Source organism: Wolbachia endosymbiont (group A) of Gymnosoma rotundatum, assembly GCF_947250765.1.
GTDB lineage: Bacteria > Pseudomonadota > Alphaproteobacteria > Rickettsiales > Anaplasmataceae > Wolbachia > Wolbachia pipientis.
On the sequence record NZ_OX366347.1, the window covers coordinates 987735 to 1010998 of the forward strand.

The 23264-nt window shown below is 34.9% G+C and carries 24 protein-coding genes, 1 tRNA gene and 2 pseudogenes; 10 read left to right on the forward strand and 17 right to left on the reverse strand.

The features are described from left to right. Positions 1-11: 11 nt before the first annotated feature. Positions 12-938 carry a P44/Msp2 family outer membrane protein gene (locus OOK97_RS04915; RefSeq protein ID WP_264705060.1) on the reverse strand — a complete coding sequence of 309 codons (927 nt, stop codon included), beginning with the start codon at positions 936-938 and terminating at the stop codon, positions 12-14. Positions 939-1049: 111 nt separating this feature from the next. Here OOK97_RS04915 and OOK97_RS04920 point away from each other — a divergent pair, with 111 nt between their 5' ends. Together OOK97_RS04920 and grxD are read left to right on the forward strand one after the other, a co-directional pair. Beyond that, positions 1050-1268 (forward strand): BolA/IbaG family iron-sulfur metabolism protein, encoded by a 219-nt coding sequence (locus OOK97_RS04920; RefSeq protein WP_006280012.1) that lies wholly within the window; start codon positions 1050-1052, stop codon positions 1266-1268. 15 nt (positions 1269-1283) lie between these two features. Further along, positions 1284-1607: a Grx4 family monothiol glutaredoxin gene (gene grxD, locus OOK97_RS04925; RefSeq protein WP_006280013.1), complete on the forward strand. Its 324-nt coding sequence runs from the start codon at positions 1284-1286 to the stop codon at positions 1605-1607. Positions 1608-1801: 194 nt separating this feature from the next. Here grxD and fumC read toward each other — a convergent pair whose 3' ends face one another. Next, positions 1802-3196 (reverse strand): class II fumarate hydratase, encoded by a 1395-nt coding sequence (gene fumC / locus OOK97_RS04930; protein ID WP_264705061.1) that lies wholly within the window; start codon positions 3194-3196, stop codon positions 1802-1804. Positions 3197-3323: 127 nt separating this feature from the next. Between fumC and OOK97_RS04935 the strand changes: the two genes are divergently transcribed. Then, positions 3324-3464: a hypothetical protein gene (locus tag OOK97_RS04935; RefSeq protein ID WP_153296801.1), complete on the forward strand. Its 141-nt coding sequence runs from the start codon at positions 3324-3326 to the stop codon at positions 3462-3464. Here the strand turns inward: OOK97_RS04935 and OOK97_RS07530 are convergent. From OOK97_RS07530 to murC, 4 genes are read right to left on the reverse strand one after another with little or no spacing between them, the layout of a single operon-like run. After that, complete coding sequence (locus tag OOK97_RS07530; RefSeq protein ID WP_237357337.1) at positions 3461-3619, reverse strand: hypothetical protein; 159 nt, start codon at positions 3617-3619, stop codon at positions 3461-3463. The genes OOK97_RS04935 and OOK97_RS07530 overlap by 4 nt on opposite strands. A 52-nt stretch (positions 3620-3671) precedes the next feature. Beyond that, complete coding sequence (gene cgtA, locus OOK97_RS04945; protein WP_264705063.1) at positions 3672-4694, reverse strand: Obg family GTPase CgtA; 1023 nt, start codon at positions 4692-4694, stop codon at positions 3672-3674. Beyond that, on the reverse strand, positions 4682-5956 hold the full coding sequence (eno, locus tag OOK97_RS04950; protein WP_264705064.1) for a phosphopyruvate hydratase: 1275 nt from the start codon (positions 5954-5956) through the stop codon (positions 4682-4684). Before eno ends, cgtA begins: the two co-directional genes overlap by 13 nt. Before the next feature lie 4 nt (positions 5957-5960). Continuing rightward, entirely contained in the window at positions 5961-7385 is a 1425-nt protein-coding gene (gene murC / locus OOK97_RS04955) for a UDP-N-acetylmuramate--L-alanine ligase (protein ID WP_264705066.1), read from the reverse strand. A 26-nt stretch (positions 7386-7411) separates the two neighbouring features. Between murC and OOK97_RS04960 the strand changes: the two genes are divergently transcribed. Beyond that, the gene (locus OOK97_RS04960) at positions 7412-8086 is read left to right on the forward strand and encodes a septal ring lytic transglycosylase RlpA family protein (protein WP_319803565.1); all 675 of its coding nucleotides are present in this window, start codon (positions 7412-7414) and stop codon (positions 8084-8086) included. 154 nt (positions 8087-8240) lie between these two features. Here OOK97_RS04960 and OOK97_RS04965 read toward each other — a convergent pair whose 3' ends face one another. After that, a complete protein-coding gene (locus tag OOK97_RS04965; RefSeq protein ID WP_174515743.1) occupies positions 8241-8384 on the reverse strand; it encodes a hypothetical protein in 144 nt (47 codons plus the stop codon). Positions 8385-8874: 490 nt separating this feature from the next. Here OOK97_RS04965 and OOK97_RS04970 point away from each other — a divergent pair, with 490 nt between their 5' ends. Next, positions 8875-10239 (forward strand): ankyrin repeat domain-containing protein, encoded by a 1365-nt coding sequence (locus tag OOK97_RS04970; protein ID WP_065095203.1) that lies wholly within the window; start codon positions 8875-8877, stop codon positions 10237-10239. Between the two features lie 134 nt (positions 10240-10373). Then, positions 10374-11861, forward strand: coding sequence for a type II secretion system protein GspD (locus tag OOK97_RS04975; RefSeq protein ID WP_264705068.1), 1488 nt, complete (start codon positions 10374-10376; stop codon positions 11859-11861). 7 nt (positions 11862-11868) lie between these two features. On the opposite strand, the gene OOK97_RS04980 is transcribed toward OOK97_RS04975, so the two are convergent. Both OOK97_RS04980 and mtaB read right to left on the reverse strand, forming a co-directional pair. Next, positions 11869-12807, reverse strand: a complete 939-nt coding sequence (locus tag OOK97_RS04980; RefSeq protein WP_264705070.1) for a P44/Msp2 family outer membrane protein — start codon at positions 12805-12807, stop codon at positions 11869-11871. A gap of 66 nt (positions 12808-12873) precedes the next feature. Further along, positions 12874-14100, reverse strand: a complete 1227-nt coding sequence (mtaB, locus tag OOK97_RS04985; RefSeq protein WP_077188084.1) for a tRNA (N(6)-L-threonylcarbamoyladenosine(37)-C(2))-methylthiotransferase MtaB — start codon at positions 14098-14100, stop codon at positions 12874-12876. Positions 14101-14489: 389 nt separating this feature from the next. On the opposite strand from mtaB, the gene gatA reads away from it, so the two are divergent. Then, on the forward strand, positions 14490-15959 hold the full coding sequence (gatA, locus tag OOK97_RS04990) for an Asp-tRNA(Asn)/Glu-tRNA(Gln) amidotransferase subunit GatA (protein ID WP_264705071.1): 1470 nt from the start codon (positions 14490-14492) through the stop codon (positions 15957-15959). 180 nt (positions 15960-16139) lie between these two features. Here the strand turns inward: gatA and OOK97_RS04995 are convergent, their stop codons facing one another. Next, positions 16140-16733, reverse strand: coding sequence for a hypothetical protein (locus tag OOK97_RS04995; protein ID WP_244226866.1), 594 nt, complete (start codon positions 16731-16733; stop codon positions 16140-16142). Between the two features lie 85 nt (positions 16734-16818). On the opposite strand from OOK97_RS04995, the pseudogene OOK97_RS07620 reads away from it, so the two are divergent. Beyond that, positions 16819-17911 (forward strand): annotated as a pseudogene (locus tag OOK97_RS07620) (IS3 family transposase). A 46-nt stretch (positions 17912-17957) separates the two neighbouring features. On the opposite strand, the pseudogene OOK97_RS05015 reads toward OOK97_RS07620, so the two are convergent. From OOK97_RS05015 to OOK97_RS05025, 3 genes and pseudogenes are all read right to left on the reverse strand, one after another. Further along, positions 17958-18336 (reverse strand): annotated as a pseudogene (locus OOK97_RS05015) (IS4-like element ISWosp8 family transposase); the annotation flags it as partial. A gap of 221 nt (positions 18337-18557) precedes the next feature. Next, a complete protein-coding gene (locus OOK97_RS05020; RefSeq protein WP_253303203.1) occupies positions 18558-19562 on the reverse strand; it encodes a gamma-glutamyl-gamma-aminobutyrate hydrolase family protein in 1005 nt (334 codons plus the stop codon). Between the two features lie 90 nt (positions 19563-19652). Beyond that, positions 19653-19725 (reverse strand) — tRNA-Phe (locus tag OOK97_RS05025). Between the two features lie 79 nt (positions 19726-19804). Here OOK97_RS05025 and coaD point away from each other — a divergent pair. Beyond that, the gene (gene coaD, locus OOK97_RS05030) at positions 19805-20311 is read left to right on the forward strand and encodes a pantetheine-phosphate adenylyltransferase (protein ID WP_264705073.1); all 507 of its coding nucleotides are present in this window, start codon (positions 19805-19807) and stop codon (positions 20309-20311) included. Between the two features lie 68 nt (positions 20312-20379). Next, complete coding sequence (locus OOK97_RS05035; protein ID WP_264705074.1) at positions 20380-20571, forward strand: zinc-finger domain-containing protein; 192 nt, start codon at positions 20380-20382, stop codon at positions 20569-20571. A 16-nt stretch (positions 20572-20587) separates the two neighbouring features. Here the strand turns inward: OOK97_RS05035 and OOK97_RS05040 are convergent, their stop codons facing one another. Genes OOK97_RS05040 through OOK97_RS05055 form a run of 4 tightly spaced genes read right to left on the reverse strand, consistent with a single transcriptional unit; the run spans position 20588 to position 23128 of the window. Then, positions 20588-21214: a phosphatidate cytidylyltransferase gene (locus OOK97_RS05040; RefSeq protein WP_015589049.1), complete on the reverse strand. Its 627-nt coding sequence runs from the start codon at positions 21212-21214 to the stop codon at positions 20588-20590. Continuing rightward, the gene (gene uppS, locus OOK97_RS05045) at positions 21204-21899 is read right to left on the reverse strand and encodes a polyprenyl diphosphate synthase (protein ID WP_015589050.1); all 696 of its coding nucleotides are present in this window, start codon (positions 21897-21899) and stop codon (positions 21204-21206) included. Before uppS ends, OOK97_RS05040 begins: the two co-directional genes overlap by 11 nt. 6 nt (positions 21900-21905) lie before the next feature. Continuing rightward, positions 21906-22175, reverse strand: a complete 270-nt coding sequence (locus OOK97_RS07535) for a hypothetical protein (RefSeq protein ID WP_410529702.1) — start codon at positions 22173-22175, stop codon at positions 21906-21908. Then, positions 22172-23128: an IS5 family transposase gene (locus OOK97_RS05055; protein ID WP_253303449.1), complete on the reverse strand. Its 957-nt coding sequence runs from the start codon at positions 23126-23128 to the stop codon at positions 22172-22174. Before OOK97_RS05055 ends, OOK97_RS07535 begins: the two co-directional genes overlap by 4 nt. Positions 23129-23264: the final 136 nt, after the last annotated feature.

A 23264-nucleotide genomic window follows, 5' to 3' on the forward strand; every position in this document is an offset into this window, starting at 1 on the left:
ATTGGATAAAGTTAAAAGTGATAAACCAATCCAAACTCTAAGCCATATAAGCCAAACCTATTGGTAATGGTTGCAGTTGTTGATTCAACACGTGCAGTTTCATCGACTTTACTTCCTCCACCGGCAGGAATATATCCTTCACCAGCTAGTATCTTTATTCCTGGTACAATATCTTTAAATTGGTTATCAAGGATACCAAAATAGCGTAAACCAGCAAATGCTTGAGTTTGTGCTGTAAGTTGGTGATTGATACCAAGTTTTGCTTGGTAAGCCAAGGCATATCTGGTTTTTCCTAGAAATTTAACCCTAGTTACACCTGCACCAATACCAACATATGGGGTGAATGGCATTTTTGCTATATTAAAATCACGATATACATTGACCATTCCAGCTAAGTTATTAAAACCTTCATTTTTCATCTTAAATGCAGCTCTGAACTCTGCTTCAACACTACAATTTTCTTGAATGTGAATATCAACCTTTCCACTTCTCCAAGGTGAATTGCATTCCGCTCCAGTAGACGCATCATTGTGACGACGAAGTTCAATATATCTTGCTTTTTTCTTATCTGAATAATCTTCATCATATAAGTTAGTCTGAGAATATAAGCCTTCAAACTCAACTCTCATATTTTTGAATAAATACCCTATTGCAGCACTACCGGCAAACCCTGGAACATATTTAGGACTGTATCCAGCTTCAATTCGCTCCTTCTTATTAAAACTAAAAACCCCCTCTGTTATATTGTCACCTGCATCTTCTTTTCCTTCTAGAGAACCTATTGCATTGAAGAATGCTCCAAAATAGTTAGCTTTGATGTAAACATTCTCTAAGTTATTTATTTTATCATCGTAAGATAAGCACCTAAATGAAAAAGTTAGCAAAACCAATAGATATGTGAATTTAAATCTTTCGCCCACCACAAAGCCTCCCTGCATAATTTGTCATTCCATTATTATAGTATGCTTCTATTTTTTATGATAGCAACTTTTTATTGCGCTCAATCGTTTTAGATTTATAATGAAAGTATTGTAATTTAAAGCAAATCAATGACTATTGCAATTCACGAATTAGAGAGGATCATCAAACAATCGTTCCCCGACGCTGATATAAAGATTCATGATCTTGCTGGAGATGATGACCATTATCATTTAAAAATAAACTCCAAGTGTTTTCTTGGAAAGACAAAAATAGAACAGCATAAAATGGTATATAAAGCTCTGGAAGGTCAGTCTATACACGCCTTGCAACTGGAAACTAATACTTAAAAATAAGGTGAATTTATGAGCAATTTTGAACAAATAAAAAAAGATATAACAGAAAATGATGTGGTATTGTATATGAAAGGCACTTCTGATTTTCCTCAATGCGGATTCTCTGGACTCGTCGTGTCAATCCTAAAAAAATTGAACGTGAAGTTTAAGTATATTAACGTGTTGGAGAATGATGAAATACGTGAATCTATAAAAAAGTTTTCTGATTGGCCAACAATTCCACAATTATATATAAAGGAAGAGTTTATTGGTGGTTGCGACATCACTCGCGAGATGTACGAAAAAGGCGAACTGCAAAGTTTATTGAAGGAAAAAAAAATTATTGCGGAATAAGTACCAAGAAACCAGTGCCCAGACGCTGGATAACGTAGTATAGCTATGAAAAAGGATCTTATGTCTTAAACCGTATCCGTTCAGGGGAGCGGCAAAATAAGGTAGACAAAGCAAGATAATAATGTTGATGTTAACACTATTGTCAAGTTTACTGGCCTTTCTATTAGTGAGATTGAAGAATTAAGTGTGAGCGGTTACAAATAATTTACCATTTCTTCTGGTTTCACTATCCTTTCAAACTCTTCCTCAGTGAGCAGTTGAAGTTTTGCTGCTGCTTCTTTTAGAGTGATATTTTCTTTATAAGCAAGCTTCGCTATTTTTGCTGCATTGTCGTACCCTATATGCGTATTTAATATAGTGACCAACATCAACGACTGATTCAGTAAATCTTTTATCCTCTCTTCATTTGCTTTAATACCAACTACACATTTTTCTGTAAAATTTAAACTTGCGTCAGCTAAAAGTCTTATAGACTGCAAAACATTGTAAATTATCACTGGCTTAAACACATTCAATTCAAAATGACCGTTTGAACCACTAATGGTTACAGCAACATGATTTCCCATAACTTGAGTGCATACCATAGTCACCGCTTCACACTGAGTTGGATTCACTTTACCTGGCATAATTGAAGAACCAGGCTCATTTTCCGGTAACATTATTTCCCCAATTCCGCATCTTGGACCAGAACCAAGCAACCTTATATCATTTGCAATTTTCATTAAACTGACTGCTACTGTATTGAGTGTTCCACTGAGCTCAACTAAAGCATCATTTGCTGCTAGCGCTTCAAATTTATTGCCTGCTGAAGTAAATGGAAGGTTAGTAATTTCTGCAACTTGGCTTGAAAAATCTTCAGCAAAACCCTTTTTAGTATTGAGTCCCGTGCCAACTGCAGTGCCACCTTGTGCAAGCTCATATATATCACTTAAAGTTGATTTTACTCTCTCTATCCCCTTTTTAATCTGGACTGCATAGCCAGAGAACTCCTGTCCTAGTGTTAGGGGCGTTGCATCTTGCAGATGAGTACGTCCTACTTTTATTATATCTTTAAATTCCTGAACCTTATTATCCAGCACCTTATGCAATTTTTCAAGATTTGGAATAAGCAAGCGGTTTATCTGGTCTGCTGCTGCTATATGCATTGCTGTTGGAAAGGTGTCATTTGACGACTGACCATAATTCACATGATCATTTGGATGTATCGGAGATTTACTACCCAAATTACCACCTAAAATCTCTATTGCGCGATTGCTGATCACTTCATTCATATTCATATTAGTCTGCGTTCCGGATCCGGTTTGCCAAACAACAAGCGGAAATTCATTATTAAATTTGCCATCTATTACTTCCTTTGCGGCTGCGCAGATTGCGTCCCCTACCTTATTATCTATGCTACCCTGCTTCATGTTAACATGTGCTGCTGCAAGTTTTACTATTGCTAATGCTTTAATCAGAGGCTCTGGCATTTTTTCTGTGCCAATCTTAAAATTTTCTAAAGAACGCTGAGTCTGCGCTCCCCAGTAATGTTCACTTGGTACTTTTACTTCCCCTAAGCTGTCTGATTCTATTCTCGTCTTTCTATCCATATTTTCCTCCTGGTGTTATGCAAACTGGTTCACTACATAATTTTTTCATGCCTACTTCTTGGTTAATTAAATCATACTAGATCCAAGTAGTCAAGTGTACGAACATTGCAATTTTCAGGTAACTTGCATGGTAGATGTACAACTGTACGAACATTGTCTAGCAGGAGGGTGTCATCCCAGCGCCCCTATGATGTCATCACAGTGCTTGACACTTGGATCCAGAAATTTTATTAAGTTGGTAAGCATAAAAGTAGCCGTTTTATGTTAAAATACAACGTTTTGATGATTATGAAAAGGCTGGATCCCAGTGTCTGGGCACTGGGATGACACCATCTGCCACGCAAATTGCCTGCAAATTGCAATGTTCGTACAGTTGTGTGGTAGATGCAAGTAGCTGACACTGGGATTTGTTGTGTTTAACAAAAACAAATGTTCGTACAAATATATTCTAGTTATATGATAAAATAAATGAAATTCACATCTTAAAAGGATCATATACATCGATTTCCTTAGAATTACTCTTTTTCAATTTTTCACTTAATAATCTTAAAATAGGCTGTAAATCACCATTAATTGATAAGCACAGCACTTCTTTATTGAGATAATTAGCTAGGTGATTCTTCTTTTCCAGAATTTCTGCTTCCCTCAATAAGTCGCATTTGTTTAATACTACAATCTCTTCTTTTTCAACAAGATCACTATTGTAAAGTTCCAATTCATTATGGATACAATTATAAGCCGAAATAACATCATCATGAGTTACATCGATTAAATGAAGTAAAATTTTACACCTTTCTATGTGCTTTAAAAATTTATGTCCGAGCCCAACTCCAAGGTGAGCATCGGTGATTATTCCAGGAATATCTGCTATTATAACTTCGCTATCATCTACTTTTGTCACACCTAAGTGGGGTCTTACGGTGGTAAATGGATAATCGCCTACTTTTGTATCGGAATTTGAGCAGCGAGTCAAAAATTTTGATTTACCTGCGTTTGGCATGCCAATAATTCCAACATCTGATAAAACTTTTAGTTTTAATAATACATGTTTTTCTTCGCCAGGCTGACCGTAAGTAAAATGTCTTGGTGCCTTATTAGTAGAAGATTTAAAATTAGTATTTCCAAGTCCACCTTTTCCACCCTGTGCTACTTGAAATTCCATACCAGGCTTGTCAAGATCGACTATTATCTCTTCACTTTCTTCATCGATTATTTGTGCACCGACTGGAACTTTAAGTATAACGTCTTTCCCTGCTGTGCCAGATCTATCCCTGCCTGCACCATTTTTTCCACTATCTGCTTTAATGTGTCTTCTATAACGAAAATGAAGCAAAGTGCTGAGATTAGCGTCGCTGATGAAAACTATGTTTCCACCCTTTCCTCCATTACCACCATTTGGACCACCAAATTCAACGAACTTTTCTCGACGAAAACTTGCACAGCCATCACCACCGTCACCAGCTTTTAAACACAATTTTACTTCGTCTATAAAACCCATGCTAACCCACGATAATATTTAGCATCCTTTCCTAATGCGCTTTCTATTCTCATTAGCTCATTATACTTCGCGAGTCTATCAGAACGCGATAGCGACCCGGTTTTTATTTGCCCGCAATTTGATGCAACTGCTATATGAGATATTGTTGTGTCTTCTGTTTCACCTGAGCGATGAGAAATAACAGCTTTATAGCCATTTGATTTTGCCATTTCAATTGCATTAAACGTTTCTGTTAATGTCCCTATTTGATTTGGCTTGATCAGCACAGCATTTGCCATTTTTTCTTCTATTCCTTTGCCTATTAGTTCACAATTTGTAACGAATAAATCATCCCCAACCAATTGAATTTTACTCCCCAATTTTGCAGTAAGTAATTTCCAACCTTCATAGTCGTCTTCACTCATTGCATCTTCTATAGAAATTATTGGATATTTTTCCACAAGGTCACAATAGTATTCAGTCAATTCTTTTGAAGTAAGCTCTTTATTTTCAAATTTGTAAATTCCATCTTCATAAAAAGTAGATGAAGCAACATCAAGACCCAGTGCAAAATCACTTTGCGCTGAATAACCTGCTGATTCTATAGCGTATATGATCAAGTCAAGTGCTTCTTCAGTACTTTCAATATTTGGTGCAAAACCACCTTCATCTCCTACGTTTGTGCTATAACCTTTTTTCTTAAGAATGCTACGTAAGTTGTGGAACACCTCCGCAGATATTCTGATAGCTTCACTGAAAGTCTCAGCACCGACCGGAAGAATCATGAATTCTTGGAAATCGAGCTTATTGTCTGCATGTACTCCGCCATTAATTATGTTAATGAGTGGAACCGGCATAACACTTGTCTGCTCTCCCCCCAAATATCTATATAGCGGCATTTTGAAACTGTTTGCTGCTGCTTTCGCAACTGCAAGAGACACACCCAAAGTTGCATTTGCTCCAAGTTTTGATTTGTTTTTTGTTCCATCCAGTTCAATTAATGCTTTATCAATTGCATTTTGGTCCGCTGCATTCATTCCAATGATTTTATCTGTTATCATTCCATTTACAACTTGAACAGCTTTCAGCACTCCCTTACCACAATACCTTTTCTCATCTTGATCCCTGAGTTCCAAGGCTTCTAATTTACCGGTTGAAGCTCCAGAAGGTACAGATACCCTACCTATTGCTCCATCACAGAGTTCAATTTCCACCTCAACAGTGGGGTAACCCCTGCTATCTAAAATTTCTCTTGCAAATACGTTATTGATTATCTTATTCATTGCATTAAACCTTAACTTCCGCAATAAGTGCTGCAGTTTCTTTTGCCAATTTAGCTATATTACTACCAGCACCAATAAATAATACTATATCACCTGGACTTGTCGAATCACTAATAAAATGTGAAATGAGCAAAGCATCATTCATAATTTTTGTGTTATTAAATCCATTACTGATTAAAGCTTTTTGTATATCATCAATTCCACAACCAGGAATAGGCTTGTCTTCTGGGGGATGAACAGGAGTGAGGATGACATAATCAAATATCATAAAAATTCGTATGAATTCATCAAAAAAATTACGAATGCGAGCAAAACGAAGTGGTTCGATAATTCCTATCACCTTTCCTTTAGTAATCGAACGTGCAGCCGTTAAAGTTGCATATATTTCATTTGGATGATGGGCATAATCCTCAATTAACTTAACACCTTTAATATTGGCAATCAAAGAGAATCTTCTTGCTACTCCTTTGAATTCCAAAAGGCCTTTTTTAATCTCTGCATCGCTAATCCCGAGTTTTATCGCAACTGATATTGCAGCCAAGGCGTTACTCATTTTGTGAATACCTATTGCGTTTGCTAGTACTACGTTTTTTATTCTGTGGTTATTGTCAATCAACACATCAAATTCCATGCTGTTATTATGTTGTTCGATGTTGCTGGCTCTTATGCTACCATTCTCAAACCCAAACATCATAGAGTTACCTGCATCATAATTAATGCCTACAGAATCAGGCAAAACTGCAAAATCTGCTTTGCTTATAAACTGAGAAAACGCATTTTTTATATCGTCAAATGTACCATAATGATCCATATGATCGTCGTTAATACTCGTTATGACAGCAATATTTGCAGAAATTTTTAGCATGGTTCCATCAGACTCATCAGCTTCGATTAAAAAAATGTTACTCCTTCCAAGTCTTGAATTACTCTGATACGAATTTAGTATTCCTCCCACAATTACAGTTGCATCGATATTAGAATGATCAAAAATGGAAGCAATCATAGCCGTTGTTGTTGTCTTTCCGCTTGAACCTGAAACCGCTATCACATATTTACCTTCCATAATTTCAGCAAGTATGTCTGATCTATGCAAAACGGTTTTATTGTTATTTTTTGCCGCAATTAACTCCACATTGTCAAATTCTATTGCAGAAGAATGTACAACTATTTGAGCTTGGCTTATATTATCAGCATTGTGACCAATATAAACCTCTATACCCAGCTTTTGTAACCTATCTACATTGTCGTTTGACTGCGTATCACTGCCTTGAACTTTACAATTGGAATTGTGAAGAATTTCAGCAATGGCACTCATTCCAATTCCACCTATACCAATAATATGTATTATTTCTTTTTGAGTTTTGTTAATATTTAGCAGTAGATGTTTACTCATTACTAAATTTATTATAGTATAATTTAAAATCCTCATAGTATCGAACCCTCTTACCGAATACAATGATAAAAAACCTAACCTTTCTATGCCTAATATTTGTTTTGATAAGTAGCTGCAGTGTTAGCAACAGGTTTAACTGCACTGCAGGTCATTATAAAATTGGCAGCAGCTACACAATAAATGGTATAACTTATTATCCAAAAAACTGTAAACACTATGAAGAGATAGGGATAGCATCGTGGTATGGAATAGAAGATCATGGCACACTTACAGCAAATGGTGAAGCGTTTAACCGTCACTTGATCTCTGCAGCGCATAAGACTTTGCCCTTACCCTGCTTTGTTCTTGTCACTAATTTAGAAAATGGAAGAAAGCTTGTTACAAGGGTTAACGATAGAGGGCCTTTTATTGAAGGCAGAATAATAGACTTATCAGAAAAAGCAGCTCAAGTCTTAGGATTTCATAAATCTGGGCTTGCAAAAGTAAAAGTTCAATACCTAAGAAAGATGTCAGAACAATTGATACAAAATACTCCTCATTACAGAAAGCAATATGAAAAAGAAATGCAGAAACGTCATCCGAAACAAGACAGTGCAGAAAGTAAGGGATATGTTGCATTTTTTAAAAGTGCTCAGGCTGCTAAATCAGCTGCATCAAAGCTTCGCAATCAAGGAATAAAAAATGTTAGATTGCTTTTTAAGAACGATCAATATTGCGTGAAAGTGAGTTATAGGTAGTGGTGAGTGCAGAATTTGAAAGATTTGGTTAATGTAAGGAACGCTGGCTAACTATTGTAAGTTAAAAATGTGATATAAAAAAGATATCAACAATTTATAGCTATACCACCGCGATATCTCTTAGCCGCTAACAAGTAGCGAAATGACAGCAATCCTACGTCATGCCGCCGCTAACCGTCATACCGCGATTCATTCGCGGTATCTCAGCCGCTAACAAGTAGCGGGATGACGAGCTTATCGTCATGCCACCGCGAACCGTCATGCCGCGATTCATTCGCGGTATCTCAGCCGCTAACAAGTAGCGGGATACTTGACCTTTACAGGAATGACAGTTGTCGTTTAGCTATAAATATTAAGAAATTTACCAAATGAAAAAAAAGGCAAAGAAACCCTAGGGTAGCTAGTATTCAAATTCTCCCTTGTCTATTTGACGTCTTTTACTGTCTTAAACACTTTATAAGCGCGTTTCGGCTTGTATAGGTAGAAACCTAAAAGTTTTATAAAGACATGAGGTGCACATAGTGCAAAAAATTAAGCATGATTTACGCCAAATACATTAAGTTTTTTGTCATTAATCCACCGCAGAGATTGCGAAGATAAATAAATAGCTTCAGTTTCATGATAAGAGGGCTGGCGGAGTTTGTCAAGTAAGTTTTTCGTTTCATCCAATGCGCTGCCAAAAGTTTGTTATGCAAGAATGCACTAGCCATTTCTCACAGATTCATTTAAACTTAATCAAGTAGGAGTATTATTAACGCGAAAAGAGTTTAATTAGAGATTTAAGTGATATGGCGCGTGAGGAAGATATAAACCAATTAGTAGAAAATGGATTTGATATTAACTCAAAAGATGCAAGTGGAATCACTCTCTTGCATAAGTTCACAAAAGAAGGCGATTTAGTTGGAGTAAAGTCATTACTAGAGCACGAAGCTGATTTCAATGTCGTAGACAACGAAAATAGAAACCCTCTGCATTACGCCATTATGCATGGACACAAGAAAGTTGCTAAACTTTTTGTTAACCAACTGACAATTAATTCCAAGGATAAAAATGGATTCACTCCACTGCACCTTGCTGCACTACAAGATGACACGGAATTAATAGATTTTTTGATAACAAAAGGCGCAAAAATTAATGAAAAAGATGCCAAAGAGGGCTATACTCCTCTTCATATAGCTTCACTATACGGTTCTAAAAAAAGCGTCCAAATTTTAATTGATAGCGGAGCAAATCTCGAATGTGAAGATAACAATTTTCGTACTCCTTTGTTTTTAACCATTTATCAATGCACCGCACATTATGACAGCAGAGCAGAAATTATAGAATATCTGATAAAGAAAGGTGCAAATATAGAAGCCAAAGATGCAGAAAATAACACTACGCTTTTCCTAGCAGCGTATAACAACAAAATGCAAATAGTAAAACTTATTGCAAAAAAACAGCAAGCAAGTAACGATAAAATTAAACTTAAAGAGTTTTTTTGCACAAAAAACAACCATGGTTTTGATGCGTTAGATTGCGCTATTGAGCATAATAATAGAAAAATGGTAACATTTCTTGTTTCAAAGGGAATAGAAGCAAACGATCAAGATTTTAATGGTAACGCTAGGCTGCATAAAGCTAGCCATAATGGTAACACTAAAACAGTTAAGCTCTTATTGAAGCTTAAGGTAAACGTTAATGCTGTTACTAAATGTAACAGAACTCCCTTGCTACTCGCAGTTAAAAAAGGCCATACACAAATTGTGAAAATGTTATTGGAAGTTAGAGCCAATATGAACATTTGTGAGCAACAAGGTTTTGCACCTCTACATCTTGCTGTTCAAAAGGATTATTTTGATATAGCTCAGTTGTTAACAGAAAAAGGTGCAGACCTTAACATTAAGTGCAATAACGGTCATACCGCAATAGATATGTTCATTAGCAAGGCTCATAGCAAAAAAAACATCGAAGAAAATTACAAAAAATTTTGTAGATTTTTGATGCTTTACCTGAAAGAGCTACATAGTAAACACAAAGCCTGTTGTATACTTTCAACCCTAGCTCTAAGCTTAACAATTATAGGCTTACCATTTATTTTCAAGCCTATTATTAAATACAGAGAAAGAAGTAAAATATATAAAAAAATTAGGGCTATGCTGGTCTACATTTAAGTACAAGAAAAGTATACAAAAAATACATAGCCAAAGCTAATACACGACAATTATCTGCTCGATGAAAATGAGATTAAATACATTTTTAATATTTTTATAGAAATCTATTAGTATAGATTTTGTATGCTGTTCTAATGGCTATTTTTAAATGCTTAATACTCCTCTTCATTATTTCTTGCACACATCTACCTACTAAGCAATATCCTATTAACATAGACAATTATAAGCACGATTATCCGTTGCAACAATATAACACCTCTTTGGAGATTAATGAACCGGCAATACCAGAAATTATGCCTTTACCAATAGAGTTTCCCGATCTCACAATCAGTAATCAGCTTATTTCTATTAATGTTAGTGAAGAAGTATCAGTAAAGGATTTGCTGATTGAGATAGGAAAACTTTCTGACGTTAACTTGGATATGGACCCAAAAATATCAGGTAATATTATTTTAAAGCTAAAAGATAAGGATATAAACGAAGTAATTCAGAGTATAGCAAATAGCGCCAAACTGCGTTACTCAACAAGTAATGGTGTAATTAGAATTGAGCAGGACTTGCCATACGCACAAAATTATTACGTAGACTTCATCAATATTCAACATTCTGCTCAAAGCAGTTTCGTCATTAGTAACAATATTACTAACAGTGATGGAAGTAACGTTGATAGGGACTATAACAATGTTATGAAGTCTCAATACAGTAGTGACTTATGGAATTCATTAGAAAAAGGCCTGAATGCAATAATGGATGTTAACGGGGTGGATGATGGCGAATTCCTTTCATCCAACAGAGAAGCTGGTGTTATTATTTTGAATGCTAGAAAAGATATCCACAAAGCTGTTGAAGAATATATTAATAAGGTTAAGAAGTTAGCGTCCTCTCAAGTAATGATAGAGGCAAAAATAGTTGAAGTTGTGCTAGATGACAAATACCTTTCTGGTATGAACTTAAATGACTTACAAGATGGAACTAAGTCTATAATAAATCAAGATAACTCCATTATTAACCTAGCAATGAACTTTGGTGCGAATGATCTAGGAGATTTAGTAAAAAATTTAGACAAATTTGGCACTTCAACTGTAATTTCAAGCCCCAGAGTACATGCTATAAATAATCAGCAAGCGATGATTTCATTTACTAAAAACCATATTTATTTTACTTCCGATATACAAAAAGATACTAGAAACTCTAATCAGACCTTAATTACCAAGATGAATAGCGTTCCAATAGGTATTGTGCTAATAATCCACCCAAGCATTAACATTGATACTAGTGAAATATTCATGGATATACATCCAACTTTATCAAGAATTAACGGCTACGTTAAAGATCCAGATATAGAGTACGTCGCACAGCAGAGTAAAATGAAATTAAATAGCGACATTCCAATTGTTGAAATCAGAGAAATGAACTCTATGTTAAAAATTAAGAGCGGTGAAATTATGGTAATCGGCGGGCTTATAGAACATAGAGAAGATAAGCAAAGCTTATTGCACCAGAAGTCAAAAAGGCTAGCGAATAATATTAGAACAGTAGAAACTGTCATTTTTTTAAAAGCAACAATCGTACCAACATTTGGTTTGTTAGATAGAAAAGATAAGAATTTATATATATATTAAATTATCACTAAAAATTAAATATCAAACCAATTTCAATATTGTGAGTAGATATGTCATCTGCAACAGGTATCGGAACGCTAAAGTAACGATAGCCGAGAAAGGTTTTGACTTCTGGGATTATTGAATAATCAACACCAAGTTTTATTTGATAAGCAAACCAAGGAACATTCAGTGGCATTGAATTTTGGGGTGACCCATTAATCCTTTTTAATCTAAAAACTGTTGGTCCTATACCAAGACCGATGTACGGAGCAAATTGTGTATCCTGAACGCTGGGATTATAATAGAAGTTTAACAAAAACGCAAATATACTTGCTGATTTATCAAATACCGGAGGAGAATTACTATCTTCAATATTGGCTATAGAATACGCGGCTTCAAAATCAATTTTACCATTTTCTCCAGCATAGTAACCTAAAGACATGCTGCTAAACCACTGGAAATCAATTTTACCATCAAATTGCTGTATACTTTTAATTTCATCTGCCACTATATTTTTTATTATAAAACCATAATGACTTTCAACTAAAGTTAGGACTCTCTCCCCTATTGCCTTTATACCCTTTACAAATATTTCTGAATTATCATGGTATACCTTACCACCGTTAGCGCTAACATAAAAATCAAGTTTTTTTGATTTTTCTTTTGTAGGCTCAGCTTGATCTGCAATACGTGACCACATATTTTTCTGATCAGCTACTTGGAGAATAGAAGGTTGTTCAATAGGACTATTTTCAGGTTCTTGATATTTTAAATCCTCTGTTAGTACTTCTTTTTCAGTAACCTCTTTAGAATGCATTACATCTTCATTATTGTCCGTTTCTAGTTTTAAGAGTTGTGTTCCAATAACTTGTTCAACGTGTACATAATTACCGATATAAGTAATAAAAAAATAGACACATGAAATTAAAATCAAAAATAAAGTAATAGATCTTTTAGTTATCACAAATGAACCCATAATTATCATTTATAGTATAACCATCATATCATATATTTCTTTAATGTACAAAAATTAAGAAAGAGTATTTCCAATTAAATAATTATTCTCTACGCCTGTAACATTAACTTTCACAATACTTTTAGCTTGCGCTCTTGATTCAAGCTTTATTAATGCAAAATTTTCTGCTCTACCGACATTATTTTGCTCAACCAGAACACTTTGCTTAGTGTTGATCAAGGATTGACAAAAACTGCTCATAATTTCTTTATTTACTTCTCTTAAATTTTTTACTCGTTCTTTACGCACATTCTCTGGTACTTGTGGCATTCGTGCAGCAGGTGTATTTTTCCGCTCTGAATATGGAAAAGCATGTAGGTAAACTATATTTGTTTTTTTCAGTAAATCAACTGTATCCTGAAACATTTCATCAGTTTCTGTTGGAAATCCAGCAATAATATCAGCGCCAAATGCTATATTAGGCCTCAAGCTCTTCATTTTATGACAAAATTCTATCACTTGTTCTCTGTTGTGACGACGCTTCATTCTCTTTAGTATTAAATTATTACCAGATTGTAGACTCAAATGTAAATGAGGCATAAGTCTTGACTCATTAGCTATTAAATCCATTAATTCGTCGTCAACTTCAGCAACATCGATAGAGGAAAGTCTTAGCCTCTTCAACTCTGGTATATCCTTTAAAACTCTCCTAATCATTGAACCAAGTGATGGCTTACCCAACAAATCTGTACCAAAGTCAGTAATATCAACCCCTGTAAACACTACTTCTTGATATCCATTTTCTACAAAGATCCTGATTTGCTCTATAATACTGTTTATTGGCACAGATCGATTATTCCCTCTTGCCTCAGTAATTGAACAAAATGTGCAGCTATGATTACAACCATTTTGAATTTCAATAAATGCCCTTGACTTATCTTCAAATCCATTAATTAGAACAGGTTCTACTTGGTTATCACTGACCAAGATTTTATCGTCATTTAGTAAGTAATTTTCAGCTTTTAGCTTATCTTGATTACCGAGCACTTTACTTACACCAGGAATGCTACTGTAAACTTCTGGATCCAACTGAACAGCACAACCAACTACGATAATTTCTTTATTTGGATCATTTTTGTAAATCTTACGTATCTTTTGCTTTACCTGACGTTCTGCTTCGTTTGTCACTGCACAGCTATGCACCACAACAACATTTTCTCTCTTTGCTTTTTTTAGTGCTTCTTTGATTAACTCGCTCTCGTAAAAATTTAGACGACAACCAAATGTTATCACTTCATTCATGTTAGTATTTTTTGCTTTAATAGACCTAAATTATATCAAATATCCAAGCAAAGTCTCTTGCATGACTATTTTTTTGTAAATAAATGCTATGCAAGCAGCAGACACTGGGATCTCAACGATTTTCACTCAGATACAGTATCACTCCTTTGCTTATTATAGTCTTTTGACCTTTTTAAGATACAATCCGGATTGGATACTGAGTTGGTGAGTATAAAAGTATAGCTTCTACGTCATACCGCTGCGGTATCTCTTAGCCGCTAACAAGTAGCGGGATGACGATTATCGGTGAATCTAAGTTACCTTAGCTACATTTCTAGCTGTAACTATAAATGTATGGATTTTTTATCGTGCCATGTTATAATTAACGTCTTGCTAAAAATTAAATATTGATGAATGAACTAAGAAAGTTAAGTATTACACAAATGCATGACGGGCTCAAAAAAAAGAGTTTTTCTGCCGTTGAACTCGTAGAGGCGCACATCAGTGCGGTTGAAAATGAGAAATTAAATGCATTTATAACAAAAACCCCAGAGATAGCAATGAAAGCTGCTAAAGCTGCAGATGAACATTTCTCTAGGCAAAAGGATGATTTAATCTCGCCGCTCATGGGTGTACCAGTTGGCATCAAAGATCTATTCTGTACAAAAGGAATAAAAACAACAGCATGCTCAAAAATGCTGGAAAATTTCGTTCCGACTTACGAATCTACGGTGTCTGACTTGCTTTTAAAAAGTGGAGCAGCCATGCTCGGTAAGCTTAATATGGATGAATTTGCTATGGGTTCTGCGAACACAAATAGCTATTTTGGCCCTGTTGAAAATGTGTGGATTAGAAAAAGTGATGGGGAAAAAGTTGTTCCTGGTGGATCATCTGGTGGATCTGCAGCATCGGTTGCTGGATTTTTATGCGCTGGAGCGTTAGGGAGCGACACCGGTGGATCTGTACGCCAACCAGCAGCTTATTGTGGAGTAGTTGGAATAAAGCCAACTTATGGAAGATGCTCGCGTTTTGGTATGATTGCATTTGCGAGTTCTCTGGATCAAGCAGGAGTCATTACTCGTTCTGTCTCTGATTCAGCATTAATGCTGGAAGCAATTTGTGGCTATGATACAAAAGATTCAATATCGAGCGAAAAGCCAGTGCCTAAATTTTCTAGCTTTATAAATGGTGATGTCAAGGGTAAGTGTATTGGTATACCAAAAGAATATAGGATGGATGGAATTTCAGAGGAAATAGTTCATAATTGGGAAAGAGTTGCTTCCTATTTAAAAGAAAATGGCGCTGAAGTTGTTGACATTACTCTGCCACATACTAAATATGCAATACCAGTCTATTATTTAATCTGTTCTGCTGAAACTTCATCCAATCTTGCTTGTTACGATGGTGTGCGTTATGGATTAAGGGTTGATGCTGATACCCTTGAAGAAATGTATTCACTAACAAGAGCAGAAGGTTTTGGTAAAGAGGTGAAAAGAAGAATTTTAATTGGCGCTTATGCGCTTTCTTCAGGTCATTATAATGAATATTACGAAAAAGCGCAGTGCATTAGGGCATTAATCAGAAATGATTTTATAAAAGCGTTTGAAAAAATAGATTACATACTTGTGCCATCTGCTCCAACAGAAGCTTTTGGCTTAAATGAAAAGCCAGATCCGTTAATTATGTGCATCAATGATGTGTTTACTGTGCCGGCAAGTCTGGCAGGATTGCCTGCTATTTCTGTTCCTGTTGGGCTCTCCAATGAGGGTTTACCACTTGCCTTGCAAGTGATTGGAAATTATTATGATGAAGCTGGAATATTAAATGTGGCAAGTGTGATAGAGCAAAATTGCGGCAGAATAATTAGACCTCTTGCATAATCTATTTTTTGATAGTAATTTTTGCATTAAAATTTGCTTACGCTCCTCAACGTACTCTATGGTTCCATTTTTAGATGAATAGCAAAAACAGGGTATATTAATCTGTTTACAAAATTTTCGTGTAACAGTTCACACTTAATTAAACAGACTGAATTCTGTAATTTTGGGATGTTGAAAAATTTACCTCACGTTGTCATTCCATCGCATAACGCTGAAATCCAGATTTATAGAAACGAAAAAACTTGCTTGACACATTTTGCCAACCCCCTTATTATGATGTGTAGTACAATGATACAAATTAAGAATTCCCCCATCCTGTGCTGGTTCTTCGATCTGAAATCCTACTTCTACCTGATCACAACCAATGTTAATTTGTCCTATTAATGCTTTAATAATGCCGCGCTTAGTTTGCCAATCTAGCTGTTCCAGGTTCGATTTTACACTAGAATAAAAATTCTTTATGCTATTTATAATAAGACTTATTCCTTTTTCTACTGCCTTCTGATCAACTACCTTTTTTTTCTCTTCTTCTATCCCTTGTAAGCGTTCTTTCATTTTTCTCATTGTCTGTTTAAATTCTTCCTCGCTTATATATCCTTTCTCTCCTGCATTTTCTTGACTATAATAATCTTCCATTAATTTTTCGATACCTTCTTTTATTTGATTTTCTCTTCTTGCAAACTTTTTCTCTGATGATTCATCATTTTTATTTTCTAATACTCTACGTTGGTATTCCTTTTTTATCATCTCTGGGTTTTTTAGTACATCTTTCACCTTTTCCCATACTGACCTTACCCAGAAAAAGTGGAGAGAAAGAAAGGAGTTTTTTCGGGTAAAATAAAATTTTGGAGGATTAGAAATGGCAAGAGAATATACGGCAGAATTCAAATTGGAAGCTGTTAAGCTGGCAAATGAACAAAGAAAGGTAGGTCAACCAGTTGCAAAAGTAGCAAGAGATCTAGGAATAAGGGATAGTGTATTAGGAAAATGGATGAAGAAATATAACGAAAAAAGTCAGCGGCAAATGCATTTCCAGATGTAGCACCTTATGACAAAGAGAGATTTGATTTACAGAAAGAGTTAGCAAAAGTAACAAGAGAAAGAGACATTTTAAAAAAAGCCCTGGCCAGTCAAAAAGAGTAAAATATTTTTTCATAAAAGAGCATAGTAAACACTATAAAGTGCAGGAATTATGTAGGGTTTTCTGCTAGTGGCTACTATAAGTGGACTACAAGGAAAATAAGCAGTAGAGAATCAGCAAATAAAGAGTTATTAGCAGATATTCAAAAAATATATCAAGCTTCTAAATGTAGATATGGAGCTCCTAAAATTCATGCTGAATTAAAGGCTTTGGGTAAAAGTTGCAACTTAAAAACAGTGCAAAGTATTATGCAGAAAAATGGTATTCAGGCTATATTGAGAAGAAAATTTAAAATTAAGAAACAACAAACGGACAGTAGCTCCCAATATATTAGACCAAAACTTTATTGTCGATCAACCAAATAAAGTATGGGATTACTTATATAAAAACCAAAGAAGGATGGCTATATTTGGCAACAATAATCGATCTATATTCACGCATGGTAGTTAATGAGCAGTTCAATAAATAAACAATTGGTTATGGACTCTTTATTAATGGCCGTTAACAAGCGTAAACCTGCCAAAAATCTACTATTACATAGTGATCAAGGTTCACAATATACTTCGCAAGGTTATCAATATCTCTTATCCATAAAAAACATAGATGAGTCATAAAGGTTGTTGTTACGACAATTCTGTTGTGGAAAGCTTCTTTAGCTCATTGAAAAGAGAAATACTTATTGATACTTCACAACACTCTGCTCAACAAACTAGAACTGCAATATTTGAATACATAGAAATTTTTTATAACAAACAACGTCACTATTAACTATTGCATTCCTGAGCATTTTGATTCATCATTCTCTTTGTGAAAAACATTCCAAACTTTCTCTCCACTTTTTCTGGGTAAGGTCAGTTTCCATTTGGTTCAAACTCGGATACAATTTCCCCAGAGCTGGGTAATCTCATACCAGAACCATCTGCTGCAATAAGTCTATAGCCTCTCCAACTCAGGTTCATCCTGATAGGCTGTTTGGATGCTTAAATTCTTGAAAGCCTGTATGGCAAATCTTATACCTTGCTTTAGAAAAAGCTTGCTTTGAGGGTACATGTCAATGGCTCCATAAGTTCACATTCTATTCCCAAACTTTTTTTAACTAACTTTAAAATCATAGAAAATACTGTCGAAAAAGGAAGTTTTCTTGTTCGTGTAAAACTCAACACAATGGATTTTCTGAAAAGTTTTCGAGTATATTGCATTTTTAATTTGTAAGATAAGATCTTTTCCTTTTTGCATGCCTCACCTAAAAAAGACACATTTTAAACTTTTTTGTTGCAATAAAATAGAAACAAAAGTGCTGTCCCTTGCACTCTTTGGATAATTTAATGATAAAAAATTTGGAGAGAAATTTTATACACTATCGCTGATATTTTTCCTTAAGTTGACGCCATTGCCTGAACGGATACATGACAAATCTATCGTTTATCAAATCGTCGGTAAGCCTAAAGCTATAGCCATTAAGCACGATAAAGAAAATCATTCATAATCGCTATAGCAACTAGTGTAGACACTTGACGTTCCTTGTGATTTGATAAATAGAGGTTTTTATCTGACTTCACAACAAGGGCTTCTGGATGACTTTGAAAGTGAACATTACCATGCTTATCTTCAATAGCCTCTATTACCCCCTCACTGGAAAATGCTGCAACTTTATATCCAAGTGACTCCAATTTTCTTCTATTTTCTGGTGTATTACTTACTGCTCCTGAATGAGCATCTGGAAAATATGTTGAAAACCAACCATTTTCATCAGGTATTAGGAATTTGGCTACTACTTCTGCTAAACGACTATTTGGAACAATCTTTATCTGTTGTAAAGGCACATCTTCCTGCTTTGGATTAAGCGCTGACATTAAATGGGTCTTTTGCTGTCTTTCATAACCCGCTACTTCAATTCCTTTTGCACGCATAATGTCTTGTAACCCACCACATATGCCAAGTAAATGAATTGCAGGATTGTCATCTACTATTTTTACAATTGCTTTAGTAGCAAGATCGTTGTAAAAATCAGCAATGCGAGTTTTTGGCTGATGAAGATCATTTAGAATAAATATTCTATTTATCTTTTGCTCTTTAATGAATCGTGCAACTTCAATTTTTATTCGGTCTAGTGCTAGCGCCAACACTTCATCTTGTTTTGCAAAGATAAGCGACTTTTCTTGGATTCCTGTTAGGTTAATTATTTTATTGTAATCAATGAGTACGGTTTTAACTCCAAAATTATTGAATATCTCATAAATTTGAGATACCTCACGCCCAAATGCTCCTTCCTTTTTCAACAAACCAACAACTATGTCATTATTTACTGTATTTTCTGCCGTCAAGACAGTTGACGCTGGTTCTTCTTTTCTGGTTACATGTTGAGATGCCGGTTTTTCACTAACGCCAGCATAAGTAATATTGCTTAATAATAGAACTATAATTAATAAGATATTAAATATTCTGCTATAATATCTATACATATAGTTTACCCTCTCAACACTTATATCAATATCATAACATATTATAGAACGTTTTACAACAAAAAGGTAAATTTGGTAAGAAAGAGAAGGTGGCCTGAGCAGGAATCGAACCAGCGACACAAGGATTTTCAGTCCTTTGCTCTACCAACTGAGCTATCAGGCCAACTGTATACTTTTATTTTTAGATAAAAAATGTTATTATGTCTATCAAAAGTTTTTAAAGTAGTTTATAAAAATAAAGGATGAACATTAATGACAAAATAGGAATCTACCCTGGCACATTTGACCCTATAACTTTTGGGCATCTTGACATAATCAAAAGAGCGTGTAAACTAGTCGATAAATTAATAATAGGAGTTGCAGAAAACGTTAATAAGCATATTGCCTTTGACACAAAGCTACGCACAAGCATGGCTAAAAATGAAATCAAAGGGCTAGGAATTGATGCAGATGTTATATCTTTTAATGGGTTGCTAGTGAAGTTTGCCAAAGAGCAGAATGCTTCTGTTATTATTAGAGGATTAAGAGCAGTGTCAGACTTTGATTACGAGTTTCAAATGAGTTGGGTAAATTATAAACTTCTTCCTGAAATCGAAACCATATTTCTTCCCGCTTCTGAAGATACTCAATTTATCTCATCAAGCTTTGTAAAGGAAATAGCAAGATTAGGAGAAGATGTTAGCAAATTTGTATCAAAAGGCGTTCAAAGCGAATTGATTAACCTGAATAGGATAAAAAATGGAGAATAGTGCTTGTTGTTTTTTATTTCTGGATAGGTATATTTAATATATAAAATGTTATAAGCTAAAGGAGTAGCATGTCAAAAGTGAGGGTTAATAATAGAAAAGTTTGTTGTCATGGTGATGAGAATGATGAGGGTTCTGGCCATCCATTAATATATTTAGATATGGGAGAAGAAGAGAAAATAGCCTGCCCTTATTGTGAAAAGACGTTTGTCCATGACTGCACTGTAGAAGCGGTTGGAGAGCTAATTAGGGATGACCTCTAATGGCACTTCTGCAGACTTAGCTTATGTAAATAGCAATAAGGGGGGCAGTAAAAATGAAGCTGTCCATACGGTCGAGCACTCCTCCATGGCCAGGTATCATATTTCCACTATCTTTAACACCGTAAGCTCTTTTAACAAGCGACTCAGTGAAATCGCCAAGTTGCGCTAGAATAGCAATTGCAAGGCCAATGATTGGAGAATAAAAAATTGAAAATAGACCAAAAAATATTGATCCAAAAATTGTGCACACTACTCCAGCTAAAATCGCACCAAGAAGTCCTGTCCAAGTTTTTCCAGGGCTAAGAATTGGGCAAATTTTAGCTCCACCAAAATTCTTACCAAATAGGTAGGCAGTAACGTCAATTCCCCAAATGGTTAAGACGAACCACACTAATGCGTATTTTCCCTGTGGTAGATTATATAAATATATTAATGAGGCGCTTGGTAGTGCAATCAATAATAATGCAAAAACGTATAAAATTTTATTTCCTTGGGTTAAATTATACCATTCAAAAGAAGATAAAACTGCTATTGAAAAAATCAATAGGTAAAACGATAAATCACTGAAATATGTAGCAAAGGAAAATATGAATAATATTACTATTGAGGACAACATTCTAATTATAAAATTATTATCTACCATATTTTTTCTCTCTTTTTGTATAATCTTCTAATGCTTTACTCAAATCTTGACAAGAAAAATCAGGCCATAAAGTATCACAAAAATATAATTCAGCATAAGCTGCTTGCCATAATAAAAAATTGCTTAGCCTTTTTTCGCCGCCAGTGCGAATTAATAAATCCAATTTTGGCAAATCTTTAGTATACAGAAATTTTTCAAATTCCTCTTCTGATACATAAGCAATATTTTCTTTTATAATATTGCTTATAGCTTGTGTAATTTCTTGCTTTGCTCCGTAACTGACTGCCACAGTGAGTAATAAACCATCGTTCTTATGTGTCATTTCTTCTGCTTTTTTAATTTGATCCAATATTTTACTGGATAACAGACTTAAATTGCCAATAAAATTCAACTTAATGTTACAGTTGCAAATGAAATTGACTTTATCTTCATTAGTTAAAACGGAGTAAAATAAATCAAATAGACAGTCAGTTTCGTTTTTGGGTCTAAGCCAATTCTCCATAGAGAATGCATACAAAGTTAAGTAGGGTATGGTTAGGTCCGTACAATACTTGGCAATATCGTATGCAACTTCACTGCCCTTTTTATAACCATCAATTTTTACCTTTCCTTGATTGTTCGCCCATCTACCATTACCATCCATAATAATTGCTAAATGTTTCGGTAAAGATTCTTGATTCAACATTTAAATTTAACCTAATTTTGACTTGAGTGAAATTTTTTGGATTTCAATGGACACCTGGAAGGTGTCAGCTACTTGCATGACAGGAAGAGAGTTACTGTAGTGACACCAATAGTTGATACTTGAATGCAAAATTGGTGTCATCCCAGTGCTCCGACACTGGGATCCAGGAAATTTGATTTCAAACAAGTGCATCAGATAGTTGTATAGTAAAGACTGGATTCCAGTGGGCTTTGTTGCATCGCTCTTCGGATAGTAGGTAACGTACAATAAATTCATGAAGCTATCTCAAACTTAGCCATGCCTATTTCAGTAAATTTGTTAAGCAAATAACACTTGAGTAGCAGTTCCTTCTCACGATTAATCTCAGATTTGCTCCTAAAACTAAACCCAAATATTCGCTTCAACCTTGAGAAAAATCCTTCAATATACGATCTTTTTCCGTAATTTACTTCTTCTTTCCATCTTTTTATACCATTCTCACCATGTAATTTCATTAACTGAATAGCGGCATTTCTATCAAGCATATAATCCAATTTTGGATGCTCTGCTGCGTTGTTTTTCGGAGGAATTTTCGTTTTTATACCATATTGATTACACAGCTTATAGAGCTTTTCTCTGTCATATGCCCTATCTGCATATAGTACTTTTATGACATACTGAAAATCGACTTCTTTTAGCAAATCACAAGCTCCATAGTGATCAGAGTAGACACCGTTACTGTATTTTACAGCTATGGCTTTTTTGCTGTTTGTATTCAACATTACATGCAATTTTCTTGTCTGTTCATAGCTGCGATACTTTCTATCTTCGCTATTTTCTTTGCTATGACCAGGAGTGTTGTTGTATATACTAATTCCTGTACTGTCTATAGTAATTTCGATATCTTCCATATTATTTTTATCAATTCTGCAATCATTGATCTTAATATTGAGTTTCTTAAACCTTCTTGATGATTGTGAATAGCTGATAACTTGCAAATTTTTCCCAATTTGCTCAAGGTATCCTGCTATAAACCCAACTGTTTGCCTCAGGCCTATTCTAAATAAACAAGTTATTATGTGCACCAAAATTACAACTTTATCGCTATAAATATTGTTGCCACCTGGTATTTTTGGACCATTCTCGTACCACTTTTCTATGGCTTCGTTGATATAATGAAAAATATTTCCTCTTTTTTCTAGAAATTTGTTATATTCGCTATGGTTACTGACCCTCATTTTTTGTGGCATATTTTTTCTTTCAAGGTTAAATGGCTATTTTATAATGAATTTTGTCAGTAGCCACCAGATTTTTTCAGTTGCTATGCAACAAAGCCATTCCAGTGTCAAACACTGGAATGACATCATTTGCTATGTAAGCTTTCTC